Annotated in this window: 21 protein-coding genes; 9 read left to right on the top strand and 12 right to left on the bottom strand. The window is 71.6% G+C overall.

Annotation, left to right across the window (positions count from 1 at the left end; genetic code table 11):
* The first annotated feature begins 44 nt into the window (after positions 1 to 44).
* The 5 genes from uraD (at position 45) to ABZV34_RS22595 (ending at position 5,122) form a co-directional block, all read left to right on the top strand.
* Entirely contained in the window at positions 45 to 560 is a 516-nt protein-coding gene (uraD, locus tag ABZV34_RS22615) for a 2-oxo-4-hydroxy-4-carboxy-5-ureidoimidazoline decarboxylase (RefSeq protein ID WP_356279373.1), read from the top strand.
* Positions 557 to 970: a hydroxyisourate hydrolase gene (uraH, locus tag ABZV34_RS22610; RefSeq protein ID WP_356279370.1), complete on the top strand. Its 414-nt coding sequence runs from the start codon at positions 557 to 559 to the stop codon at positions 968 to 970. The genes uraD and uraH overlap by 4 nt, the downstream gene beginning before the upstream one ends.
* A 7-nt stretch (positions 971 to 977) precedes the next feature.
* Positions 978 to 1,925, top strand: a complete 948-nt coding sequence (gene pucL / locus ABZV34_RS22605) for a factor-independent urate hydroxylase (protein WP_356279367.1) — start codon at positions 978 to 980, stop codon at positions 1,923 to 1,925.
* A 129-nt stretch (positions 1,926 to 2,054) separates the two neighbouring features.
* Positions 2,055 to 3,434 carry an 8-oxoguanine deaminase gene (locus tag ABZV34_RS22600; protein WP_356279364.1) on the top strand — a complete coding sequence of 460 codons (1,380 nt, stop codon included), beginning with the start codon at positions 2,055 to 2,057 and terminating at the stop codon, positions 3,432 to 3,434.
* A 356-nt stretch (positions 3,435 to 3,790) separates the two neighbouring features.
* Entirely contained in the window at positions 3,791 to 5,122 is a 1,332-nt protein-coding gene (locus tag ABZV34_RS22595; protein ID WP_356279467.1) for a nucleobase:cation symporter-2 family protein, read from the top strand.
* 97 nt (positions 5,123 to 5,219) lie between these two features.
* Here ABZV34_RS22595 and ABZV34_RS22590 read toward each other — a convergent pair whose 3' ends face one another.
* The 6 genes from ABZV34_RS22590 to ABZV34_RS22565 form a co-directional block, all read right to left on the bottom strand.
* Entirely contained in the window at positions 5,220 to 6,038 is an 819-nt protein-coding gene (locus ABZV34_RS22590; protein ID WP_356279361.1) for a chitosanase, read from the bottom strand.
* 270 nt (positions 6,039 to 6,308) lie between these two features.
* A complete protein-coding gene (locus ABZV34_RS22585) occupies positions 6,309 to 6,962 on the bottom strand; it encodes a hypothetical protein (protein WP_356279358.1) in 654 nt (217 codons plus the stop codon).
* 47 nt (positions 6,963 to 7,009) lie between these two features.
* Positions 7,010 to 7,609: a histidine phosphatase family protein gene (locus tag ABZV34_RS22580; protein ID WP_356279355.1), complete on the bottom strand. Its 600-nt coding sequence runs from the start codon at positions 7,607 to 7,609 to the stop codon at positions 7,010 to 7,012.
* Between the two features lie 94 nt (positions 7,610 to 7,703).
* Entirely contained in the window at positions 7,704 to 7,904 is a 201-nt protein-coding gene (locus ABZV34_RS22575) for a DUF397 domain-containing protein (RefSeq protein WP_356279352.1), read from the bottom strand.
* On the bottom strand, positions 7,901 to 8,743 hold the full coding sequence (locus tag ABZV34_RS22570) for a helix-turn-helix transcriptional regulator (RefSeq protein ID WP_356279349.1): 843 nt from the start codon (positions 8,741 to 8,743) through the stop codon (positions 7,901 to 7,903). Before ABZV34_RS22570 ends, ABZV34_RS22575 begins: the two co-directional genes overlap by 4 nt.
* Positions 8,744 to 8,905: 162 nt before the next feature.
* Entirely contained in the window at positions 8,906 to 10,114 is a 1,209-nt protein-coding gene (locus ABZV34_RS22565) for a pyridoxal phosphate-dependent aminotransferase (protein ID WP_356279346.1), read from the bottom strand.
* A gap of 85 nt (positions 10,115 to 10,199) precedes the next feature.
* On the opposite strand from ABZV34_RS22565, the gene ABZV34_RS22560 reads away from it, so the two are divergent.
* Positions 10,200 to 10,832 carry a helix-turn-helix domain-containing protein gene (locus ABZV34_RS22560; RefSeq protein WP_356279343.1) on the top strand — a complete coding sequence of 211 codons (633 nt, stop codon included), beginning with the start codon at positions 10,200 to 10,202 and terminating at the stop codon, positions 10,830 to 10,832.
* Positions 10,833 to 11,147: 315 nt separating this feature from the next.
* On the opposite strand, the gene ABZV34_RS22555 is transcribed toward ABZV34_RS22560, so the two are convergent.
* Genes ABZV34_RS22555 through ABZV34_RS22545 form a run of 3 tightly spaced genes read right to left on the bottom strand, consistent with a single transcriptional unit; the run spans position 11,148 to position 14,775 of the window.
* Positions 11,148 to 11,963: a hypothetical protein gene (locus tag ABZV34_RS22555; protein ID WP_356279340.1), complete on the bottom strand. Its 816-nt coding sequence runs from the start codon at positions 11,961 to 11,963 to the stop codon at positions 11,148 to 11,150.
* Positions 11,963 to 13,228, bottom strand: coding sequence for a VWA domain-containing protein (locus ABZV34_RS22550; RefSeq protein WP_356279337.1), 1,266 nt, complete (start codon positions 13,226 to 13,228; stop codon positions 11,963 to 11,965). The genes ABZV34_RS22555 and ABZV34_RS22550 overlap by 1 nt, the downstream gene beginning before the upstream one ends.
* 44 nt (positions 13,229 to 13,272) lie before the next feature.
* A complete protein-coding gene (locus ABZV34_RS22545) occupies positions 13,273 to 14,775 on the bottom strand; it encodes an IucA/IucC family siderophore biosynthesis protein (RefSeq protein WP_356279334.1) in 1,503 nt (500 codons plus the stop codon).
* 102 nt (positions 14,776 to 14,877) lie between these two features.
* Here ABZV34_RS22545 and ABZV34_RS22540 point away from each other — a divergent pair, with 102 nt between their 5' ends.
* The gene (locus ABZV34_RS22540) at positions 14,878 to 16,446 is read left to right on the top strand and encodes an IucA/IucC family protein (protein WP_356279331.1); all 1,569 of its coding nucleotides are present in this window, start codon (positions 14,878 to 14,880) and stop codon (positions 16,444 to 16,446) included.
* Positions 16,447 to 16,651: 205 nt separating this feature from the next.
* Here the strand turns inward: ABZV34_RS22540 and ABZV34_RS22535 are convergent, their stop codons facing one another.
* Positions 16,652 to 17,884: a cytochrome P450 gene (locus ABZV34_RS22535; protein WP_356279328.1), complete on the bottom strand. Its 1,233-nt coding sequence runs from the start codon at positions 17,882 to 17,884 to the stop codon at positions 16,652 to 16,654.
* Positions 17,885 to 18,151: 267 nt separating this feature from the next.
* Between ABZV34_RS22535 and ABZV34_RS22530 the strand changes: the two genes are divergently transcribed.
* Together ABZV34_RS22530 and ABZV34_RS22525 are read left to right on the top strand one after the other, a co-directional pair.
* On the top strand, positions 18,152 to 19,066 hold the full coding sequence (locus ABZV34_RS22530) for a HipA family kinase (RefSeq protein ID WP_356279325.1): 915 nt from the start codon (positions 18,152 to 18,154) through the stop codon (positions 19,064 to 19,066).
* The gene (locus ABZV34_RS22525) at positions 19,063 to 19,353 is read left to right on the top strand and encodes a SelT/SelW/SelH family protein (protein ID WP_356279322.1); all 291 of its coding nucleotides are present in this window, start codon (positions 19,063 to 19,065) and stop codon (positions 19,351 to 19,353) included. The genes ABZV34_RS22530 and ABZV34_RS22525 overlap by 4 nt, the downstream gene beginning before the upstream one ends.
* Before the next feature lie 12 nt (positions 19,354 to 19,365).
* Here the strand turns inward: ABZV34_RS22525 and aceB are convergent, their stop codons facing one another.
* Entirely contained in the window at positions 19,366 to 20,991 is a 1,626-nt protein-coding gene (gene aceB, locus ABZV34_RS22520) for a malate synthase A (protein WP_356279319.1), read from the bottom strand.
* Positions 20,992 to 21,178: 187 nt separating this feature from the next.
* A complete protein-coding gene (locus tag ABZV34_RS22515; protein WP_356279316.1) occupies positions 21,179 to 21,778 on the bottom strand; it encodes a nucleotidyltransferase family protein in 600 nt (199 codons plus the stop codon).
* Positions 21,779 to 21,954 lie beyond the last annotated feature (176 nt).

The following is a 21,954-nucleotide window of genomic DNA, read 5'->3' as shown; positions in this document are numbered from 1 at the left end:
TAGCTGTCCGCAGCCCGTCCAGCACAAGGCCGCGGAGGCATCCCGTGACGTCGAGTACGACACCCGGCGCTCTCGCCCGGTTCAACGCCCTGGAGGAGCGGGCGGCCCACGCCGCACTCCTCGAGGTGTGCGCCTCGGCGGCCTGGGTGCGCGGCCTGCTCGCCCGGCGCCCCTACGCCACCCCGGACGCCCTCTTCACCGCGAGTGACGCCGCGATGGCCGAACTGTCCGCGGCGGACCTGGCGGAGGCGATGGCCGGGCACCCGCCGATCGGGCGGCCGAGACCCGGCGACCCGACCTCCTCCCGGGAGCAGCGCGGCATGGCCGGCGCCTCCGAGAAGCTCAGGGCGGAGATGCTCGAACTGAACCTGGCCTACCAGGAGAAGTTCGGCCATGTCTTCCTCATCTGCGCCACCGGCCGGACCGGCGGGCAGATGCGCGACGCCGCCGAGGAACGCCTCGGCAACGCTCCCGAGCAGGAGTACGAGATCGTCCGCGTCGAGCTGACGGCGATCAACCGCATCCGCCTCGGCCGACTCCTGGAGGAAGAAGAGGCATGAGCACCGACGCCACGAGCACCGCCACCACGGCTTCCGTGTCCACGCACATCCTGGACACCAGCGCCGGCCGTCCCGCCGCGGACGTCACCGTGCGGCTGGCCGCCCGCGCCGGCCGCGACGCCGGCTGGCGCCCGCTCGGCGGCTCCGCGACCGACGCGGACGGGCGGTGCAAGGACCTGCCGGCGCTGCCGGAGGGGATGACCCACGTACGGCTCGACTTCGAGGTCGAGGCGTACTTCGAGAAGAAGCAAGCCGATGCGCAGCAGGACGCCCCCGCGAACCGGGACAGCGGTACGAGCGGAGTGTTCTTCCCCGAGGTGGCGATCACCTTCGCCGTGACGCCGGGCGAGCACTATCACGTACCGCTGCTGCTCAACCCGTTCGGCTACTCCGTTTACCGAGGGAGCTAGCAGACAGATGACGGACAACTCCCGACCCGCGCGCCCTGTGGTCCTGGGACAGAACCAGTACGGCAAGGCCGAGAACCGGGTCGTCAGGATCACGCGCGACGGCGACACCCATCACATCAAGGACCTGAACGTGTCCGTGGCGCTGAGCGGCGCCATGGAAGAGGTCCACTACTCCGGCTCGAACGCCAACGTCCTGCCGACGGACACCACCAAGAACACGGTGTACGCCTTCGCCAAGGAGTACGGCATCGAGTCCGCCGAGCAGTTCGGCATCCACCTCGCCCGGCACTTCGTGACCAGCCAGGAGCCGATCGAGACGGCGCGCATCCGGATCGAGGAGTACTCCTGGGAGCGCATCGAGACCTCGGACGCCGGCTCCAGGTTCATCGGCGCCGACGAGGTCAAGCACTCCTTCGTGCGCAAGGGCCAGGAGACCCGGGTCACCCAGATCACCTTCGACGGTGCGACCTGGGAGGTCGTCTCGGGACTGAAGGACCTGGTCGTGATGAACTCGACGAACTCCGAGTTCTGGGGCTTCGTCAAGGACAAGTACACGACGCTGCCCGAGGCGTACGACCGCATCCTGGCGACCGAGGTCTCCGGCCGCTGGCGCTTCAACTGGAGCGGCGACGAGCAGAAGATGCCCAACTGGGAGAAGTCCTACGGCCAGGTCAGGAAGCACATGCTCCAGGCCTTCGCGGAGACGTACTCGCTGTCGTTGCAGCAGACCCTGTACCAGATGGGCGCGCGCATCATCAACAACCGGAGCGAGATCGACGAGGTCCGCTTCTCCCTCCCGAACAAGCACCACTTCCTGGTGGACCTGAAGCCGTTCGGGCTGGAGAACGACAACGAGGTGTACTACGCGGCCGACCGCCCCTACGGGCTGATCGAGGCCACCGTCCTGCGTGACGGCTGCGAGCAGCGCATCCCGGTGGACCTCACCAACCTCTGACCTCACCGATGTCCCCGGCCGGCCGGGGGCACCACCCCTCTCCATCGGCACCCGTGGCGTCAACGGCCGCGGCACTCAAAGCTCCTGGGGTCCTGCCGTCCCCTCTCCGCAGAGCGAAAAGGACGCATCATGGCAGCAGCCCAGCGCATCGTCATCGAGAACTGTTCGATCGCGACCGTCGACGCCGACGACACCGAGTACGCCACCGGGTACGTCGTCGTCGCCGGAGACCGCATCGAGTCCCTCGGCGCGGGCAGCGCCCCCGAGGGGCTGGAGAACGTGGTCCGCCGCGTCGACGGCACCGGCCACCTGGCCACACCCGGCCTGGTCAACACCCACCACCACTTCTACCAGTGGATCACCCGCGGGCTGGCCACCGACCACAACCTCTTCGACTGGCTCGTCGCGCTGTACCCGACCTGGGCGCGCATCGACGAGCAGATGGTGTACGCCGCCGCGCAGGGCTCCCTCGCGATGATGGCCCGCGGCGGTGTCACCACCGCCATGGACCACCACTACGTCTTCCCCAAGGGCTCCGGAGACCTGTCCGGCGCCATCATCCGGGCCGCCCGCGAGACGGGTGTCCGCTTCACCCTGGCCCGCGGCTCCATGGACCGCGGCGAGACGGACGGCGGTCTGCCGCCTGACTTCGCCGTCGAGACCCTCGAAGACGCCCTCGCCGCCACCGAGGCGACCGTCGACGAGCACCACGACGCCTCCTTCGGCGCGATGACGCAGATCGCCGTCGCCCCCTGCTCGCCGTTCTCCGTCTCCACCGAACTCCTCACCCAGGGCGCCGAGTTGGCCCGCCGCAAGGGCGTACGGCTGCACACGCACGGTTCGGAGACCGTCGAGGAGGAGCAGTTCTGCAAGGAACTGTTCGGGATGGGCCCGACCGACTACTTCGAGTCCACCGGCTGGCTCGGTGAGGACGTGTGGATGGCGCACTGCGTCCGCATGAACGACTCCGACATCGCCGCCTTCGCCCGTACGAGAACGGGTGTCGCCCACTGTCCCTCCTCCAACGCCCGCCTGGGCGCCGGGATCGCGCGCGTCCCCGACATGCTCGCGGCCGGCGTCCCGGTCGGCCTCGGCGTCGACGGCACCGCCTCCAACGAGTCCGGCGAACTCCACACCGAGCTGCGCAACGCCCTCCTCGTCAACCGCCTCGGCGCCCACCGGGAAGCCGCCCTGAACGCCCGGCAGGCGCTGCGTCTGGGCACCTTCGGTGGCGCGCAGGTCCTCGGCAGGGCGGCGGAGATCGGCTCCCTGGAGCCCGGCAAGGTCGCCGACCTCGTGCTGTGGAGGCTCGACACCCTGGCGCACGCCTCGATCGCCGACCCGGTGACCGCGCTGGTCCTCGGCGCGGCGGCCCCGGTCACCCTCTCCCTCGTGGGCGGCCTCCCGGTCGTCGAGAACAGCCGGCTGCTGAACGTCGACGAGGACGCCGTCGCCCGCTCCACGCGGGCGGAGGCACAGCGCCTCGCGCGGATCACCGCGCGGGCCTGAGCAGCCCGAAGATCTCCGGCCGAGGGGGACGGCCCTCGGCCGGAGGCCATGGACCCGAGCGGGGTCCATGGCCACCGTCCCCGGTGGGCGCGCATGGACGTGCGCCCCACCGGGACGGTCTCCGTCACCCGGACACCCCGCTTCCTGACGGTCCCCGCCGCCCGGACGGGCTCTCCTCGTGACGGCCATCGTCCCGGTCCCGCACGACCGCGCATCACCTCCCTGACACCCGCGTCGGAGCCGACGCGTAACCGACCGGAGGAGCCGCCGTGGCCGCCCCATCGACGCCCAGCAACGAGGCAATACCGCACAACGAGCCGAAGCACCCGGTCGACGAGAAACTCCCGCCGCTGAGAATGGCCGCCAGCGGCCTCCAGCACGTCGCCGCCATGTACGCGGGAGTCGTCGCCCCACCACTGATCGTCGGCGCCGCCGCGGGCCTGACCGGCGGCGAACTGACCTTCCTCACCGGCGCCTGTCTCTTCACCGCGGGCCTCGCCACCTTCCTCCAGACGCTCGGCTTCTGGAAGATCGGTGCCCGGCTGCCGTTCGTCAACGGGGTCACCTTCGCCGGCGTCGCCCCGATGACCGCGATCGTCGCCTCCACCGAGGACAGGAGCGACGCGCTGCCGGTCATCTTCGGCGCGGTCGTCGTCGCGGGCGTCCTCGGCTTCGTCGCCGCCCCCTTCTTCAGCAAGGCGGTCCGCTTCTTCCCGCCCGTCGTCACCGGGTCCGTCATCACCCTCATCGGCGTCTCCCTGCTGCCGGTCGCCTTCGGCTGGGCGCAGGGCCCCGACCCGGCGGCGCACGACTACGGTTCGCCGACCTTCCTCGGCCTCGCCGGCACGACGCTCGTGATCGTGCTGCTGCTGCGCCGCTTCGCCCGCGGCTTCGTCAAGCAGATCGCGGTGCTGCTCGGCCTGGTCGCCGGCACCCTCGTCGCGATCCCCCTCGGCATCACGGACTTCGCCCCGGTCGCCGACGCGGACGTGGTGGGCTTCCCGGCCCCGTTCCACTTCGGCGCCCCGCGGTTCCAGTTCGCCGCGATCCTCTCGATGTGCGTGGTCATGGTGGTCTCGATGACCGAATCGACCGCGGACATGCTGGCGTTGGGCGAGATCGTCGAGCGGCCCGCCGACGAGCGGACCATCGCGGCGGGCCTGCGGGCCGACACCCTCGGCTCCGCGCTCAGCCCGCTCTTCAACGGCTTCATGTGCAGCGCCTTCGCCCAGAACATCGGCCTCGTCGCGATGACCCGTATCCGCAGCCGGTACGTGGTCGCCACGGGCGGCGGCTTCCTGGTCCTGATGGGCCTGTGCCCGATGGCGGCCTCACTGATCGCGGTCGTACCGCGTCCGGTGCTCGGCGGAGCGGGTGTGGTCCTCTTCGGTTCGGTCGCCGCCAGCGGCATCCAGACCCTCGTAAGGGCCGGCCTGGACAAGGACAACAACGTCCTGATCGTCGCCGTGTCGCTGGCCCTCGGCATCATCCCGATCACCGCGCCGGACTTCTACCACGCCTTCCCGGTGACCGCGCGGATCGTCCTGGACTCGGGGATCTCGACGGGGTGCGTGACCGCCGTGCTCCTCAACCTCGTCTTCAACCACTGGGGGCGGCGGCGTGACGCGGGCGAGGTCATCCACCCCATGGAAGCCGGCGAGGACCTGAAGGCCGTTCCGGCCCACTGACCCCGCGGACGTCACCACCGGCACGCAGACGCCCCGGGGACGCGCGCGGGGCGCGGCATCACGAGTGCCGCGCCCCGCGCCGTCGGGCCCGGGGCCGTCAGCCGATGTGGTAACTGTCCCCGTACACCTTCCAGTCGAGCGGTGTGTTCAGGTTGAGGTTCCGGTTCTTGACGAACACCCGCTGCTCGGTGTCGACCCGGCTGGTGTCGGAGTGCGCCTCCTCCTGCTTCATCGCCCAGACCCGGGCGTCGAGGAAGGCGTTCAGATACGTCACCTCGTCGCCGCCCTGGGCCGGCGGCTTCGCCTTGGCCAGCGCCCGCTTGCGGATGCTGCTGAAGCTGGTGCTGTCCGTGCCGTCGCCGTGCATGACGATGGCGTCGTAGTAGGTGAACTGGCCGAGCACACCGATGCCGTCGGCCTTGCCCCGCTGGACGGCCGGGTTGAAGTAGACCCGGTCGCGCTCGTCGTTCTGGGCCTGCTGGAACGCCGTGTCCTGGGCGGCCTTGCGCCAGTCGGCGGGGAAGCCGGGGTCCAGGCCCTGGTGCGAGTCGCTGCCGTCCACGTCGCGCAGCGCGGGCAGGTACTTGGCGAGGACGTTGCCGGGCTTACGCTGCGTGTACAGCTCGACGAGGTCGAGCATGTCACCGGTGCCCGAACAGAAGCCGATGATCCCGGCGGTGTAGCCGCGGCCGTCGCCGATGTCCTCGATGTACTTGTACTGCGCCTTCCAGTCCAGCGAGGAGTTCTCCGCACTGGAGACCAGCTTCATGGCGATCTCCTTCTTCGCCGGGTCGTCCAGGCCGACGGCCGCGGCACCGCTCGCGGACTGCGCCGCGAGGACCGGACCTGCCACCAGTGAGGCTCCTATCAGAGCGAGCAGGGTGCGTCGTGAGGTGTGGATGTGGGGGGTGTGCACGGTACCTCCGATGAGGGGAGTGAGGCGTCCACTTACTGTTAGGAAGGTTTCCTACCAGAGATTGGACGCGGCGAATACCCTTCAGGAGAAGGTGACTTGGCGACGCGTCCCGGCCAACAGGCCCTAAAGGCAGGCAGTTTGGGCATTCACTCGGCCCGCTGTCCCTGACGGACCGGGCCGAGCGCCACCGCGTGAGGGTCGCCGGGTCACCGCGGCCCACGACGTCCGGATCGGCGGCGGCACGGGGACGGACCGAGTGACCGGCGTGCCTCAGACGCGCCGGGGAGACGCCAGCGCGTACCGCACGCCCGTACGAGGCTCCGTGTACTCGCCGGTCTGCCAGCCCGCCTTCTCCAGCGTGGCCGCGCAGGCCCGCAGCGCGCCGGGGTCGGGCTCGTGAACGGCGACGGCCTCCGGCTGCGGTGTCGCCCGTACCCGGTAGCCGCCGTCGGCGGCGTCCGCACCCGCCGGGCGGTGCCCGGCGGCCTCCAGGGCGAGCGCGGCCGCCTGCACCAGATGCGTACGCTCCCACCCGCACGGGCGGTCCACCGCGCCGTCCGGATGGGTCATCCGGCGCAGCTCCAGGAGCCCCTCCCAGGCGCTGCGCACCTCACGCCGACGGGAGGGCCCGCTCGCCGCGGTCTCCTCGCCGCCGATCCGCGCGGCGAACACCCCCGCGTCGGCGGCCGGGGGAGCGGGCGTCACCGGGACGGCCTCGGGGGTTTCCGCGACCGCCTCGGGGGTCTCCCGCACGCGATGTCCGGCGGGCGTCAGGAAGTGGGCGTGCGGCGGACGCGGATGCCGGAAGGCGAGCCCGCGCTTCACCAGCGCCGCGATCTGGCCCTCGGTGCCCTTCAGCCGGCCGGTCACGGGGTCGGCGGCGTCGATCACACGCCGCTGCGCGGCAGTCGGCGGTCGTGTCATGGCGCACCCCTTCCCCTGGACCCGGCCGGTGCCGGTCCATGCGAAGACTACGAGGCGGGTCTGACATTCCAGCCGGCCACCACATGCCGGCGGTGCTCGGTGCTCAGCCGGCTCACGGTCCCGGTGGCGAGCTGGAACAGCGCGCCGGCCTCCGCGGGCAGCCCCAGCCGTCGCGCCGTCAGCACCCGCAGGAAGTGCCCGTGGGAGAAGACGGCGACACTGCCCTGCACCTCGGCGAGAGTCGCGTCGATCTTGGCCAGCATCCGTTCCGCGCGCGCTCCGACCTGCTCGGGGCTCTCCCCGGGATGCTCCGGCGGTCCGGGCGCGACACCGTCGTCGAAGAGGAACCAGTCGGGCCGGGCCCGGTGGATCTCCACGGTCGTCACACCTTCGTACCCGCCGTAGTCCCACTCGCACAGGTCCGCGTCGACCCGCGCCGCCTCGACCCTGGCCAGCCGCGCCGTCTCCCGTGCCCGCCGCATCGGGCTGACGAACGCGGCGGAGATGTGGAACGAGGCGATCAGCGGGGCCAGTCGCCGCGCCTGCTCGCGGCCGTTCTCGGTCAACGGGATGTCGGTCGATCCGGTGTGCCGCCCGGACAAGGACCACTCGGTCTCGCCGTGCCGCACGAGAAGGAGGTCGCCCATGGTGGTGGTTCCTCTGCTCGCCGAAGGTTCACGCGACCCAGGCTACGAGCCCGGACCTCCGACTCCGCGGACGCGCACGGGTGGGGCGTGGCCGTCAGGAGGGGGAGGAGGCGACCGCGAAGGTGACGAAGGCGGTCCAGTGGTCCGGGGTGAAGCCGAGGAGGGGGCCGTCGATGTTCTTTGAGTCGCGTATGTGGACCGTGTGCGAGGCGGCGGCGACCTCGACGCACTCAGGGCCGTCGTTCGTGCTGTAGCTGCTCTTGTACCACTTCAGCTCGGACCTACCGGTGGTCATGTCTCTCCCAGCACTTTCTCGATGAAGGCCAGCGAATCCCGCGGCGTGAGGGCCTGGGCCCGGATGATCCCATAGCGGATCTCCAGGACCTGAGTCTCCTTGGGGTCGGAGATCAGCCGACTGGTGAGCTGGACCTCGTTGTGTCCCACCGTGTCGCCTCCTCGGAGCTTCAGCAGATGGAGCGACCCGGCGAGTCCCGCGTGGTCCTCGCGGTCCGTGGGCATGACCTGGATCTCGACATCACGCCGCCGCCCGATGTCCAAGAGGTGTTCGAGTTGTCGACGCATCACCGTCCTGCCTCCGAGCGGACGGCGCAGCGTCACCTCCTCCTGCACGAAACTGGAGATGGGAGGCGGCTGTTGAGCGAAGATCTCCTGGCGTGCCAGCCGCGCCGCGACCAGTCTTTCCATCTGGTCCTCCGTGAACAGCGGGCGACGCATGCCGTACAGGGCTCGCGCGTACTCCTCGGTCTGCAGCAGACCGTGGACCACCGTGTTGCCGTACGCGCAGATCTCGACCGCCTCACCCTCCAGCTTCGCCAGATCCCGCACCTTCTTCGGGTACCGGGCCTCCTCCACGTCCTTCGCCAGCCCGGCGATCATTCCGGCCGCACCGAGCGCATGGTCCGCCGCTTCGAGGAACTGCCTTCTCGGCGCCCGTCGTCCGCGCTCCACGGACGACACCTGTTCCTCGCTGTACCCGATCGCGGTGCCCAGTTCGGACTGCTTGAGCGCGGCCCGCTCGCGCCACATCTTGATGACCTTGCCCACCGTGCGCAGCACGGCCGCCGACTCGTCGTCGTTGCCTTCCAGCCGCGGCTCGTCGGCCGTGACGTCCATGTCCCGCACCTCCACACGGCGCGGGCCGGACGGCGTCGGACCGCGACCGGACAGTGACCCGCGTATCACCGATGTCGGTGCCCAGCCTAGTGACGACCGGCCACGCTGAGTGACCTGAACGTGGATGTCGCGGCTTCCGCCCGCGGGTTCGGCCCTCGCGCCCTACTGCCGGTACCCGCTCAGGAACCGCCCGATCCGGCTGATCGCCGCGTCCAGGTCGTCGACGTGCGGGAGGGTGAGGATGCGGAAGTGGTCGGGGCGGGGCCAGTTGAAGCCGGTGCCCTGGACGACCTGGATCTTCTCGCGGAGCAGCAGGTCCAGGACGAACCGCTCGTCGTCGTGGATGCGGTGCACCTCGGGGTCGATGCGCGGGAAGGCGTACAGCGCGCCCTTCGGCTTGACGCAGGAGACGCCCGGGATCTCGTTGAGCTTCTCCCAGGCCCGGTCGCGCTGTTCGCGCAGCCGGCCGCCCGGCGCGGTCAGCTCGTGGATGGACTGGCGGCCGCCGAGCGCGGCCTGGATGGCGTACTGGGCGGGCGCGTTGGCGCACAGCCGCATGGAGGCCAGCATCGTCAGGCCCTCCAGGTAGTTGCGGGCGTGCTGCTTGGGGCCCGTCACCACCAGCCAGCCCGAGCGGAAGCCCGCCACCCGGTACGTCTTCGACAGACCGCAGAAGGTCAGGACCACCAGGTCGGGGGCGAGCGCCGCGGCCGAGTGGTGGACCGCGTCGTCGTAGAGGATCTGGTCGTAGATCTCGTCCGCGAAGACCATCAGGCCGTGCCGGCGGGCGAGGTCGAGGATGCCCTCGACGACCTCCTTCGGATAGACGGCGCCGGTGGGGTTGTTCGGGTTGATGATGACGACGGCGCGGGTCCGGTTGGTGATCTTCGACGCCATGTCGGCCAGGTCCGGGTACCAGTCCGACTGTTCGTCGCAGAGGTAGTGCACCGCCTTGCCGCCCGCGAGCGTGGTGACGGCGGTCCAGAGCGGGAAGTCCGGTGCGGGGATGAGTACTTCGTCGCCGTCCTCGACCAGGGCCTGGACGGCCATCGAGACGAGTTCGGAGACGCCGTTGCCGAGGAGGACGTCGTCCACGTCCACCTCCAGGCCACGGTCCTGGTACCGCTGGGCGACGGCCCTGCGGGCGGAGAGGACACCGCGCGAATCGGTGTACCCGTGCGCCTGGGGCAGCATCCGGATCATGTCCTGGAGGATCTCCTCCGGCGCCTCGAAACCGAAGAGCGCGGGGTTGCCGGTGTTGAGGCGCAGCACGCTGTGGCCGGCCGCCTCCAGTGCGTCGGCGTGCTCGATCACCGGGCCACGGATCTCGTAACAGACCTCGCTGAGCTTGCTGGACTGCCGGAACTCCATGAGCTGCGTCCTCCGGTTCGTGGTGTTGCTTGGTTTTACCAAGTAGACGCTTGGAAAGTCCAACAACATGTCTAGACTGCGTCGCATGTCACCTCGCCGAAGCTACGACCAGTACTGTTCCGCGGCCCGCGCGCTCGACGCCGTAGGTGACCGCTGGACCCTTCTGATCGTCCGTGAGCTGCTCGGCGGCCCGCGCCGCTACACCGATCTGCACGCGGATCTGCCCGGCGTGAGCACGGACGTCCTCGCCTCCCGGCTCAGGGACATGGAGCGCGACGGGCTGGCCACCCGGCGCAGGCTGCCGCCGCCCGGCGCCGTGTACGTCTACGAACTCACGGACCGGGGAGCCGGGTTGCTCCCGGTTCTGCAGGCGCTCGGGGAATGGGGTGCGCCCGCTCTCGGCGAGCGCGGGGCCACCGACGCCGTACGGGCGCACTGGTTCGCGCTGCCCCTGCTGCGGGGCCTCGCGGGGGAGGGCCAGGGACTGGTCGAAGTCCGGCTGGAGGAGGGCGAGTTCCATGTCAGGCTGGGCGCCGAGGACGGCCCTGTCTACGGGGACGGGCCCGCCCCGCAGGAGCCGGACGTCCGGCTGTCCCTGGACACCGCGACCTGCACGGCGGTGAGCCGCGGGGCCTCGACCGTGCTGGAGGCGGTGCGGGAGGGCCGTATCGGGGTCACGGGGGAGAGCACCCTCGCCAAGGTGCTGCGCGGGGAGTGACACCGGTGTGCCGGCCGCGTGTTCGGTGGCGTACTCCGCGACGAGGGCGTGCCGCCCGCGCCGGACACTTCCAGCGTGCTCGAAAGCATTGCGCGCGGCGGGGCGGCGACCACAGGGTGGCAATCCCGGCCGGTGCGAACGCCGTTGCGACGGCGGCGGCCCGACCGAGCGCGGGGTGTCCCGCACGCCGCCCGCCGGACCGGGGCCCGGACGGGTGACGTGCCGGACGGGGACGGGGCCCGCCGTGCTGTGGGGGGAGCACGGCGGGCCCTCGCCGTCGTACGGGCGTCCCCGCCGCCGTACGGCACCGGGGCCCTAGAGGCCCGGGGGCACCCGGGAGGGCCGTCCCGATCCGCGGGTCAGCGCGTAGCCGCCGATCCCCGCGAGCGCCGCGAGGATGCCGCCGATCGCGGTCCACACCCAGCGGTCGGACCACCAGCCGGAGGTCCAGCCGTCGTCGGGCTCGATCGACGACAGAGCGGTCTTCGAAGAGCCGGAACCGGAGTCGGACTCCTTGGCGCTCGTCGCGATCCCGGGCACCAGCGGCTTGCCCAGCGAACCGTCCACCGCCGCCGCGCCGCCGATGTCCTTGGAGCCGACCTTCACCTCCGCGCCGACCGGCAGGCCCAGTTCGGACGCCGGCAGTCCGGTGGCCGTCAGCCGGATGTAGTACGTGCCCGGCAGCGGGTCGTCGGCCCAGGTCTCCGACCAGGCACGCACGGTACGCAGGGTGCAGGACAGCTCCACGGTGGCCGCGTCCCGCGCCGCCGTCCGCGTCTGCGCCCCGTACTGGCACGCCTGGCGCCGCCGCAGCCCGTCGTACACGTCGACCTGCCAGGTCTCGGAAGCCCCCCGCGTGGAGGCCTCCGGCAGCTTCACCGTCGCCTTCACGGTGGGCCGTTGACCGGCGTCCGCGGGGAACGACCAGTACAGGTAGTCGCCCGCGGACCCGCTGGCGGTCGCCCGAGTGCCCTGCTCGATCTCGGTCGCCGTACGGAACGACGTACCGGCCCGGGTGGGCGCGCTGTCGTCACCCGACGGGCTCGGCGAGGGCGAGGAGTCGGCGACGGCGGGTGCCGCCGCGACCCCGAGCAGCAGCAGAGCCGTACTCAACACACGTCCGAAACGCATCAGTTGCTCCTCCAGACAGCGATCCGCAGGCGGGAGATCCATCCCCACAGCACACCTGCGAGGAAGCCGATGATCACGAGGGCGCCGAGCAGCCACCAGCCGCGCCCGAGGCCGAAGGAGGCCACGTCGCTCGCCTGGTCCGGCCCGTCGACGACGTCGACCGTCAGCTCCAGCGGCATGCCGGGCGTGGTCTTCACACCACTCGCCGCCGAGAAGGAGTTGGACACCTGGAGACACACGGTCTCGGCCGGGGCGTCCTCGTCGTCGCTCTTCGCCTTCGGATAGCGCAGACCGGTCGAGATGACGTCGGTACGGCCGTCGCCCGCCGCCTCGCCCCGCACGATCTCCCGTCCGTGCACCGTGACGGCGCGCAGCAGCACCCCGTAGTCGGGGTGGACGGCGCGGTCGGCCGCGACGCTCACCGAGGCGCGCAGTTCCTTGCCCGGCTCGACGTCCACCCGGTACCAGCGGTGCTGCGCGAACTCCTCACGGTCGGTGTAGAGCCCGGACTTCAGTGCCGGGGCCTTGGCGCAGGCGTCGGCGCCCTCGACGGCGACCGGCGTCGCCACCGGATCGGCCGCCCGGTCGACCAACTGGCCGACGCGATCGGTGAGTTCTTCCTTGTGCTGGACCGAGGTGTAGGTGCCCCCGGTCGCGTCCGCGATACAGCTGAGCTGGTCGCGGGTCTTGGCGTCGGGCACCAGCCCGAGCGTGTCGATGGTGAGGCCGACCCCCTTGGCGGCGATCTCCCGGGCCACCTCGCAGGGGTCGAGCGGCTGACAGGTGTCCTCGCCGTCGCTGATGAGGACGATGCGCCGGGTGCCGTCGCCACCGTCCAGGTCGGCGGCGGCCTTGAGGAGTGCGGGGCCGATCGGTGTCCAGCCGGTCGGGGTCAGGGTCGCGACGGCGGTCTTCGCCTCCGTGCGGTCCAGTGTTCCCACCGGATACAGCTGGGCGGTGTCCTTGCAGCCCGTCTTGCGGTCGTTCCCGCGGTAGTTGGCGCCGAGGGTGCGTATGCCGAGCTGGACCTCCTCGGGTGTCGCGTCGAGCACCTCGTTGAACGCCTGCTTCGCGGCGGCCATCCGTGATCCGCCGTCTATGTCGTTCGCCCGCATCGAACCGCTGACGTCCAGCACGAGTTCGACCTTGGGGGCGGCCTGCGCCGCCGTTTCGTCGGCGACCGCTCCGGCCGGGAAGGCCATCCCGGCCGTCAGGGCGGCGAGCAGGGCGCAGACTCCCGCCGCCAGCCGTTGTCTTGTGATCATCGCCGGATCCTATTGATCAAAGGGGCCGGGCTTCAAAACGATCTTCAGGACGCGCGGCCGGTGAACGGGCCGGGAAGCTGTGCCCAGATGTCCCCGGGAGTCTCCGGGGACAGCCTCATCAGGGTCAACGCCTTGGTCGGCAGGGGCCCGTCGAGCAGTGCCACGAGGTCCGGGGTGCGGGGCAGATCGTCCACGACGGCCGCCAGCTCCTCGCGCAGTACGGCCGAGGAGCCCGCCGTCGCGCCCAGAGCGCCGGCGACCAGCGAGCCGAACAGCTTCCGGCGCAGCGTGGTCTCGTCGTCCGTGACGATCCGTCCGGACATCGCGGGGGCCGCGATGCCGTGCCGGGCCAGCCGGAGCGGGCTGACGCGGATGTCCGCCAGGTCGCGGTAGACGAGCCGCAGCGGCTCACCGGTGGCCGACAGCACGACGAGGAGGTTCTGTCCGTGCGCCTCCAGGGCCACCCCCAGGTCGAGCAGCCGCAGCCCCACGGTGAGCGTGAGACGGGCGAACTTCGCCGTCCAGCCCGGGGTCCGGGTGAGCCCGGTGGCCGCGAGGGCGGCCACCGGGACGACACGCTCGCCGTCGCGGGCGTACAGGTCAGGCGACTCGCGCAGCACCGCCGCCAGAGCGGGGGAGTGGGCCGAGACGGCGCCCAGGGTGCGGGTCACGTGCAGCAGACCGTCCATGCGGGCCGCGATCTCCTCCGCGAACGCCGAGACCGTCGCCGAGGTCTCGATCGAGTAGACCGAGATGTCCCGGACGGAGGAGGTCAGCCGGGCGCTCAGGGCCGTCTTGACATGCGGGCCGTCCGGCAGTGCCAGAGTCCGCAGCGACATCAACGGATGGGCGGCGAAACCCTCTTGGTGGCCCCGGTCGAGGACATGCGCCGCCTGCCAGGGGTGCACCGGGATCAGCACACGGTCCTCGTCCCGCAGCCACTTGGGCCACTCGCCGCGCACCAGGCAGTCGTCCACGGCGACCAGCCCCAGCTCCACGACCGGCCGGTGCTCCGGGCCGTACGCGAGCTGCTCGGCCGCCGAGAAACCGGGACGGGAGCGGCAGTTCGGGTGGTAGGGATGCCCGTCGGTCACCAACTGCTCCCACTCCCAGCTCGCCGCGGGTTCCGGGCCGGCCGGGGCGGGCCGCGTACGGGACAGGGCCAGCGACGCGGCACTGTGGCCGAGTTCGGCCGCGAAGGCGCGGGCGTGCGGGACCTCCAGGGCCGTCATCAACCGGTCCGGACGGTCGTAGGGCCGGCCGTCGAGCCGCAGCTCGGTCACGTACGCGGTGGTGGCGTACGGGTCCGCGTGCGGGCCGTGCAGCCGCCGCCCGTCGGCGAGGTACAGCGTGAGACCCTCGCGCCCCCGCTCGCGACGCGCGATCCACGGCAGCGGCTCATGGGCCAGCGCCCGCCACAGCCGGGTCAGCACGGCGGCCCGGGCGCCGGGCAGGCCCGCCGCGTACGGCGCCGACAGGTCCGGGCGCACGCTGCTCAGCTCGTCGGCGAGCACGGCTTCGGCCTCGGGCATGGGGAGACGGTGCACGGTCGGGCTCCTTGGATACGGGGACTGCGTCGCGGTCGCACGCGCCGACAGACATAATGATCACCAGTGCACCGTAGGGAACGAATGGATCGCGTGGACTCCATGCCCCCCAGACTGCCACCGCCCGCCGGGAGCGACGGAGAGGGTGAAGACACCGCCGACGCGTACGCCGCCGCGCCGCTGCTCAATTGTCTGCTGCGGGAGGCGGCGGAGCCCGCCGGGGACCCCGGTACGTTCCGGCTCCGCGCCAGTGGCCGGCTGATGCGGGTGCGGGGCACACGACGGCCCCACGCTCCCGAGGTGTACGCCGACGGCGCCTGGCAGCGGCTCGACCACACCGCGCTGGTCCAGCTCACCGCGGGGGAACTGCTCCTCCTCACCGGTCTGCCCAACTCCGAGCTGCCCGCGGAGATGACCGACAGCCGGGACACGGTCGCCGCCCTGCTCGCCGCGCGCTCCGTCGCGAAGCCGCCGGCCGACCCGTACGTGCGCTCCGAGCAGTCCCTGCTCACCGGGCATCCGTACCACCCGGCGCCCAAGGCACGCGGCGGCGGCCCCGCCGCCGGCTGGCTGCCGTACGCGCCCGAGGCGTACGCCGGCTTCCCGCTGGAACTGCTCGCCGTGCGGGAGGACGCGGTCGTCGAGGAGGGCGACACCGCGCCGCTCGACGTCTTCGGACAGGCACCGGCCGGCTACCGGCTGCTGCCGGCCCACCCCTGGCAGCTCGACCTGGCCGGCTCCCGCCCGGCGATCCTGGCCGCCTTCGCCGACGGCCGGCTGGTCCGCCTCGGCCGCACGGCGCGCCCGCTGTGGCCGACGGCCGCCATCCGCACGCTGTACGCGCCCGAGGACGACCTCTTCGTCAAGTTCAGCCTCGACGTGCGCATCACCAACGACATCCGCCGACTGTGGCGGCACGACCTGCTGAAGCTGCGCCGCACGGACGCGGCGACCGCGGCCGCCTTCACGGCCATGAGCGCCCCGGCGGACCGTACGGCGAGCACGCCCACGGACCGCACACCACCGGGTGCCCCCGCGGCCTGGCTGAGCGACCGGGGGTACCGGACCGCCGACTTCGCCTTCGAGGAGCTCGCCGTCCTCGTCCGCGACGGGCTGCGCGAGCACGTCGCGCCGGGCGCCACACCGCTGCTCGCGGCCGCCCTCGTGGAGGGCTTCGAGGGCAGCCCCCTCGACGGACTCGGCGATCCGTCCGCCTGGTGGGCGGCGTATCTGCGTCACGTCGTACCGCCGGTGCTGGAGGCGTTCGCGCGCCATGGTGTCGTCCTGGAGGCGCACCTGCAGAACACCCTGGTGGCCGTGGACGCCGACGGCACGCCCGTCCAGGCGCTGTTCCGGGACGCGGAGGGCGTGAAACTCCTGACGGACGTGGACCGGGCTGCCGGGTGGGAGCGGCTGGTCTACTGCCTGATCGTCAACAACGTGATCGAGCTGGCCGTCCTGCTCGCGGAGCGGCACCCGGGCTGGGACCCCTGGCCCGCCGTACGGACCGTACTGGCCGGGCACGGCCTGCCCGGGATCACGGACGCGGTCACGGACCTGCTCACCGCCCCCACGCTGCCCGGCAAGACGAATCTGCTGCTCCGCTGGACCGGCGCGGACGGCGCCGACGCCCGCTATCTGCCGCTGCCGAACCCGCTGGCCGGCGACTGACCCGGCCGCCCGCCGGCCCGCGCGGACCTGCCAGGCCCCGTCGTCCGTGCCACCGCCACCACTACCGACACCGGCCGCCGCAACGCACGGCACGGCACGGCAGGGCACGGTGGCACCGCGTGGCACGGACGGAACGGGCCTCCTCGCATGGTCCTCGACGGGGGGTCCTCGACGGGATCCGGGCCGTACGCCGGTCGGATTCGGCCTAGTTCGTCGCGGGAACCGGGGTGAAGGTGACGGGCAGGCTGACCGGGCCACGCATGAGCCCGACGGGTATCCACGGGATGTCGGCCGGCGGCACCGCCGAGGTCAGATCCGGGAAGCGGCGCAGGAGTGTCTCCAGACCGACCTCCGCCTCCAGACGGGCCAGCGGCGCGCCGAGGCAGTGGTGGATGCCGTGGCCGAACGACAGGTGACGGACGTCGGCGCGGCTCACGTCGAGGACGTCGCGTTCCGTCTCCGACATGGCGGGGTCGGCCCGTCCGACCGAGGTCAGTGCCACCACGACGGCACCCCCGCGCGGTATCCGGGCGCCGCCGAGGGTGATCTCCTCGGCCGCGTACCGCATCGGTGTGAACTCGACCGGCGGGTCGAACCGCAGTAACTCCTCGACGGCGCCGGGCAGGAGCTCCGGCCGTTCACGCAGCCGCAGCGCCTGTTCGGGGTGGCGTAACAGCGCCACCATGGCGTTGCCCAGGAGGTTCACCGTCGTGTCGTGACCGGCCACCACCAGGAGGTTCGCGGTGCCCACCAGCTCGGCCTTCGACAGCCGGCCGTCCCGCTGGTCGTACACCGCGGTGAGGGCGGACAGCAGGTCGTCACCGGGTGAACGCTGTTTCTCGGCGACGAGTTCGGCCAGATAGCCGTTGAGCTTGACGAAGGCCTCCCGTTGTCTCTCCGCCTTCGAACCGAGGGCCTGTGACGTCCACGCGCGGAACGAGGCGCGGCCGTCCTCCGGCACGCCCAGCAGCTCCGAGATGACCTGGACGGGAAGCGGGCCGGTGAACGACCGGACGAGGTCGGCGGTGCCCAGCGGCGCCATCGCGTCGGCGAGGCCCTCGGCGATCTCGGCGACGCGCGGCCGCAGCGCCTCGATCCGGGGCCTGGTGAACGCGGCCGCGACCAGACCGCGCAGCCGGGTGTGGTCGGGCGGGTCGGCGTTGAGCATGTTGACACCCAGACCGGACTCCGGCCGATGAGCGGTGAACCCGACCGCTTCGAGGGCGTCGGCGGCCGGCGTCGCGTCCTTGAGCAGAGCGGGGTGGGTCAGAGCGACCTTCGCCAGGTCGTGGTCCACCACCACCCAGGTGTCGAGGCCGCGCAGGATCTGCACCTTGTGGATGGGACCGCGGGCACGCAGTTCCGCGTACCGGTCGTGCGCGTCGGCCTTGAAGGCGGCGTCCAGCACGGCGATGTCGTCGTGGTCGGTCGTGGTCATGTTCGTTCCTCCTGTCCAAGTGCGGTGTGCGTGCCGGGGCTTGGGACCGGGGCCTGCCATGGACAGCGGCGCCGGTTCGGCGGTGAACCACCGGTGACCGCGACGGGCGCCGCACCGGCCGCACCGGCCGCCCGGGCCGCACGGGGGCGGCGTGCCGGTGGTGGCGTCCACGGGCCGGCCGGGGCTCTCACCCTCGACGATCACACTCGACCACTATGCTCACCTCGTGCCCGAGGATGGGGCCCATCCGCCAGATAGCCTGGGAAAATGCTCACAGAAGTGATCGCGAACCGCTACGTCGAGCCCCTGCACGAGGGCGGCTCGCTGCCGGGGCTGGTCGAGGCCGACGACCTGGGCACGTACGTCGTGAAGTTCACGGGCTCCGCGCAGGGCCGCAAGGCGCTGGTCGCCGAGGTGATCGTCGGTGAGCTGGCGCGCGCCCTCGGGCTCCGCTTCCCCGAGCTGGTCCTCGTGCACTTCGACCCCGCGGTCGCGGAGGACGAACCCCACCAGGAGGTCCAGGACCTGCTGCGCGCCAGCGCCGGGGTGAACCTCGGGATGGACTATCTGCCGGGCGCGCGGGACTTCACCCCGGAGGTCGCCAGGACCTTCGCGGTCGACCCGCTGGAGGCGGGCAGGGTGATCTGGCTGGACGCCCTGACGGTCAACGTCGACCGCACGGTGCACAGCTCGAACCTGATGATCTGGCCCACGTTCGGCATCGCGCCGCCGCGCCTGTGGCTGATCGACCACGGCGCCGCCCTCGTCTTCCACCACCGCTGGGACGCCTCCGCGCCGGAGAGGGCCTACGACTTCCGGCACCACGCGCTCGGCGGCTGCGCCCCGGACACCCGGGCGGCGGACGCCGAGCTCGCGCCCAGGGTGACGGAGTCGCTGCTGCGGGAGGTCACGGCCCAGGTGCCGGACGCCTGGCTCGCGGACGAGCCCGGTTTCGCGACCCCGGACGAGGCCCGGGACGCGTACGTCGGCTACCTCCTCGCCCGGGTGAGGGCGTCGGCGGCCTGGCTGCCCACGGACTTCCCGAGCCGCGAACAGCTCGCCGCCGAGAACGCGGACCGGGCGGCGCGGACCGAACGGGAGCGGCCGAACTGGCTCAAGCGGGTGCCGGACCTGCATGGAAAACCGTCGGCGGAACAGGATTGGTCGGTGCATCTCGAATGACCACGACGCCCTCAGCGAGCGCTCACCGCGTGCAGATCGAGTACTGCACCCAGTGCCGCTGGCTCCCGCGCGCGGCCTGGCTGGCGCAGGAGCTGCTCACCACGTTCGAGACCGAGCTGGGTGAGCTGTCCCTCAGGCCCGGCACCGGCGGCGTCTTCGTCGTCCGCGTCGACGACGAGATCGTCTGGGACCGCCGCGAGCACGGCTTCCCGGAACCGACGGCGGTCAAGAGGCTCGTACGCGACCGAGTGGCCCCGGGCAGGTCCCTGGGCCACTCGGAGAGATGACGGCTCGGCGGCTCAGCCGGTGAGCTGCTCGTAGGCGGGCAGCGTGAGGAAGTCCGCGTAGTCCTCGTCCAGGGACACCGTCAGCAGCAGGTCGTGCGCCTGCTGCCAGTTGCCCGCGGCGAAGGCCTCCTCGCCGATCTCGGCGCGGATGGCGGCCAGTTCCTCGGCGGCGATCTTGCGGGCGAGTTCCGGCGTGGCGCTCTCACCGTTCTCGAAGACGACGCCCGCGTTGATCCACTGCCAGATCTGCGAGCGGGAGATCTCCGCCGTCGCCGCGTCCTCCATCAGGTTGAAGATGGCGACCGCGCCGAGGCCGCGCAGCCACGCCTCGATGTAACGGATGCCGACCTGCACGGCGTTGACCAGACCGCCGTAGGTGGGCTTGACGTCGAGCGAGTCGACGGCGATCAGGTCACCGGCGGCGACCGAGACGTCCTCGCGCAGCCGGTCCTTCTGGTTCGGCCGGTCGCCGAGGACCGCGTCGAAGGAGGCCATCGCGATCGGGACGAGGTCCGGATGGGCCACCCACGACCCGTCGAACCCGTCGCCCGCCTCGCGGTCCTTGTCCGCCTTGACCTTCTCGAACGCGACCTTGTTGACCTCCTCGTCGCGCCGCGACGGGATGAAGGCCGCCATACCGCCGATGGCGTGCGCGCCGCGCCGGTGACAGGTGCGCACGAGGAGTTCGGTGTACGCGCGCATGAACGGGGCCGTCATCGTGACCGCGTTGCGGTCCGGCAGGACGAACTTCTGCCCGCCGTCGCGGAAGTTCTTGACGATGGAGAAGAGGTAGTCCCAGCGTCCGGCGTTCAACCCGGAGGCGTGGTCACGGAGTTCGTAGAGGATCTCGTCCATCTCGTACGCGGCCGTGATCGTCTCGATGAGGACGGTCGCGCGGACCGTGCCCTGCGGGATGCCGACGTAGTCCTGCGCGAAGACGAAGACGTCGTTCCAGAGGCGGGCCTCCAGGTGCGACTCCGTCTTCGGGAGATAGAAGTACGGGCCCTTGCCGAGGTCGATCAGCCGCCGCGCGTTGTGGAAGAAGTACAGGCCGAAGTCGACGAGCGCGCCGGGCACGGCCGTGCCGTCGGCGGCGACGAGGTGACGCTCGTTCAGGTGCCAGCCGCGCGGCCGCATGACGACGGTCGCGAGATCCTCGTCCGCCTTCAGGGCGTACGACTTGCCGGACTTCGGGTCCGTGAAGTCGATGTTCCGGGTGTAGGCGTCGGTCAGGTTGAGCTGGCCGGTGACCACGTTCTCCCAGGTGGGTGCGGAGGCGTCCTCGAAGTCCGCGAGCCACACCCTGGCCCCCGAGTTGAGGGCGTTGACGGTCATCTTGCGGTCGGTGGGACCGGTGATCTCCACCCGGCGGTCGTTCAGGGCCGCAGGGGCCGGCGCCACCTTCCAGGAGTCGTCCGCGCGGATCGCGGCGGTCTCCGGGAGGAAGTCGAGCGTGGAGGTGCGGGCGATCTCGGCGCGGCGCAGCGCGCGGCGGGCGAGGAGCTCGTCACGCCGGGGCGTGAACAGCCGGTGCAGCTCGGCCACGAACGCGAGGGCCGCGTCCGTGAGGACCTCTTCCTGCCGGGGCAGGGGCTCGGCGTCGACGATGGCCAGCGGGGACGGCGCTGGTGCGGACATGAGCTGTCACTTCCTTCAGCGAGCGTGGCACCGGGTGCCAGGCGACCCGGGCAGGGCAGTGAGCGCCTGGAGAGCAGCACGGCGCTTCTGAACAGTGGATAGTAGTTTCCTCATGGTGGAAGTTCAATGATTTGTTGATATCGAGATTCTCCGGGTCGAGGCACTATGGCGCTCAGTGCCACGCCGCTCACTCAAGGTGTCCCAGATCGTCCTCCGTGTCGATGTCGTACGGCTCCGCCACGTCCCCGCACTCGACGAGGGTGATCGCCGCGTCCCGCTCCCTGAGATAGGCACGTGCCCCCCGGTCGCCGGTCGCACTCGCCGCGACGCCCGCCCAGTGAGCGGCGCCGAAGAGGACGGGATGGCCACGCGTACCTTCGTACGCGGCCGAGACCAGGGAGGTCTCGTCCCGGTACGCGGCGAGCACCCGGGCGACCGCCCCGGGCCCGATGCCGGGCTGGTCGACCAGCGAGACCAGCGCCGCCCGCGCGCCCGTACCGTCGAGCGAGCCGAGCCCGGCCCGCAGGGACGAGCCCATCCCGCGCTCCCACTCCAGGTTGTCGACGAGCACGCATCCGTCGAGCCGTGCCCGCTCCCGAACGACGGAGGCGTCCGCCCCCAGCACCACGTGGACGCGCGTGCACCCGGCCGCTCGCAGCACTTCGACGGCGTGCTCCACGAGGGGGCGCCCCCGGTGTTCGAGCAGCGCCTTGGGCCGCCCGCCGAGGCGCCGCCCGCCGCCCGCCGCGAGGAGCAGCCCGGCGACCTGGTCTTCCCTGTGCGTCATACGTCCTGCATACCTGACCGCGCGTCAACCGCACGGTTTCGGGGGGCTGAATTTCGGTCCGTGCTGTGGCGCCCACCTCACCGGGTGGCGTTTACTGGCCCGCGTCCCTCGGTGCCCGACCGACGCCCTGGGGCGCAGGACATGCGGGCGTGCGGGCGAGACACCCGCGCGCCGGG

Origin of the sequence: Streptomyces sp. NPDC005195 (assembly GCF_040608315.1) — a bacterium.
GTDB classification, from domain to species: Bacteria; Actinomycetota; Actinomycetes; order Streptomycetales; family Streptomycetaceae; genus Streptomyces; species Streptomyces kaempferi.
This window is presented reverse-complemented; position numbering and strand designations above follow the sequence as displayed.

What these genes read in the sequence shown, in the direction of transcription:
- pucL (WP_356279367.1), top strand. Translation starts at nt 978, where the DNA reads ATGACGGACAACTCCCGACCCGCGCGCCCTGTGGTCCTGGGACAGAAC.
- ABZV34_RS22600 (WP_356279364.1), top strand. Translation starts at nt 2,055, where the DNA reads ATGGCAGCAGCCCAGCGCATCGTCATCGAGAACTGTTCGATCGCGACC.
- ABZV34_RS22580 (WP_356279355.1), bottom strand. Translation starts at nt 7,609, where the DNA reads ATGGGCGACCTCCTTCTCGTGCGGCACGGCGAGACCGAGTGGTCCTTG.
- uraH (WP_356279370.1), top strand. Translation starts at nt 557, where the DNA reads ATGAGCACCGACGCCACGAGCACCGCCACCACGGCTTCCGTGTCCACG.
- ABZV34_RS22560 (WP_356279343.1), top strand. Translation starts at nt 10,200, where the DNA reads ATGTCACCTCGCCGAAGCTACGACCAGTACTGTTCCGCGGCCCGCGCG.
- ABZV34_RS22540 (WP_356279331.1), top strand. Translation starts at nt 14,878, where the DNA reads ATGCCCCCCAGACTGCCACCGCCCGCCGGGAGCGACGGAGAGGGTGAA.
- ABZV34_RS22525 (WP_356279322.1), top strand. Translation starts at nt 19,063, where the DNA reads ATGACCACGACGCCCTCAGCGAGCGCTCACCGCGTGCAGATCGAGTAC.
- ABZV34_RS22515 (WP_356279316.1), bottom strand. Translation starts at nt 21,778, where the DNA reads ATGACGCACAGGGAAGACCAGGTCGCCGGGCTGCTCCTCGCGGCGGGC.
- ABZV34_RS22585 (WP_356279358.1), bottom strand. Translation starts at nt 6,962, where the DNA reads ATGACACGACCGCCGACTGCCGCGCAGCGGCGTGTGATCGACGCCGCC.
- ABZV34_RS22535 (WP_356279328.1), bottom strand. Translation starts at nt 17,884, where the DNA reads ATGACCACGACCGACCACGACGACATCGCCGTGCTGGACGCCGCCTTC.
- ABZV34_RS22575 (WP_356279352.1), bottom strand. Translation starts at nt 7,904, where the DNA reads ATGACCACCGGTAGGTCCGAGCTGAAGTGGTACAAGAGCAGCTACAGC.
- ABZV34_RS22530 (WP_356279325.1), top strand. Translation starts at nt 18,152, where the DNA reads ATGCTCACAGAAGTGATCGCGAACCGCTACGTCGAGCCCCTGCACGAG.
- ABZV34_RS22570 (WP_356279349.1), bottom strand. Translation starts at nt 8,743, where the DNA reads ATGGACGTCACGGCCGACGAGCCGCGGCTGGAAGGCAACGACGACGAG.
- ABZV34_RS22555 (WP_356279340.1), bottom strand. Translation starts at nt 11,963, where the DNA reads ATGCGTTTCGGACGTGTGTTGAGTACGGCTCTGCTGCTGCTCGGGGTC.
- aceB (WP_356279319.1), bottom strand. Translation starts at nt 20,991, where the DNA reads ATGTCCGCACCAGCGCCGTCCCCGCTGGCCATCGTCGACGCCGAGCCC.
- ABZV34_RS22595 (WP_356279467.1), top strand. Translation starts at nt 3,791, where the DNA reads ATGGCCGCCAGCGGCCTCCAGCACGTCGCCGCCATGTACGCGGGAGTC.
- ABZV34_RS22550 (WP_356279337.1), bottom strand. Translation starts at nt 13,228, where the DNA reads ATGATCACAAGACAACGGCTGGCGGCGGGAGTCTGCGCCCTGCTCGCC.
- ABZV34_RS22565 (WP_356279346.1), bottom strand. Translation starts at nt 10,114, where the DNA reads ATGGAGTTCCGGCAGTCCAGCAAGCTCAGCGAGGTCTGTTACGAGATC.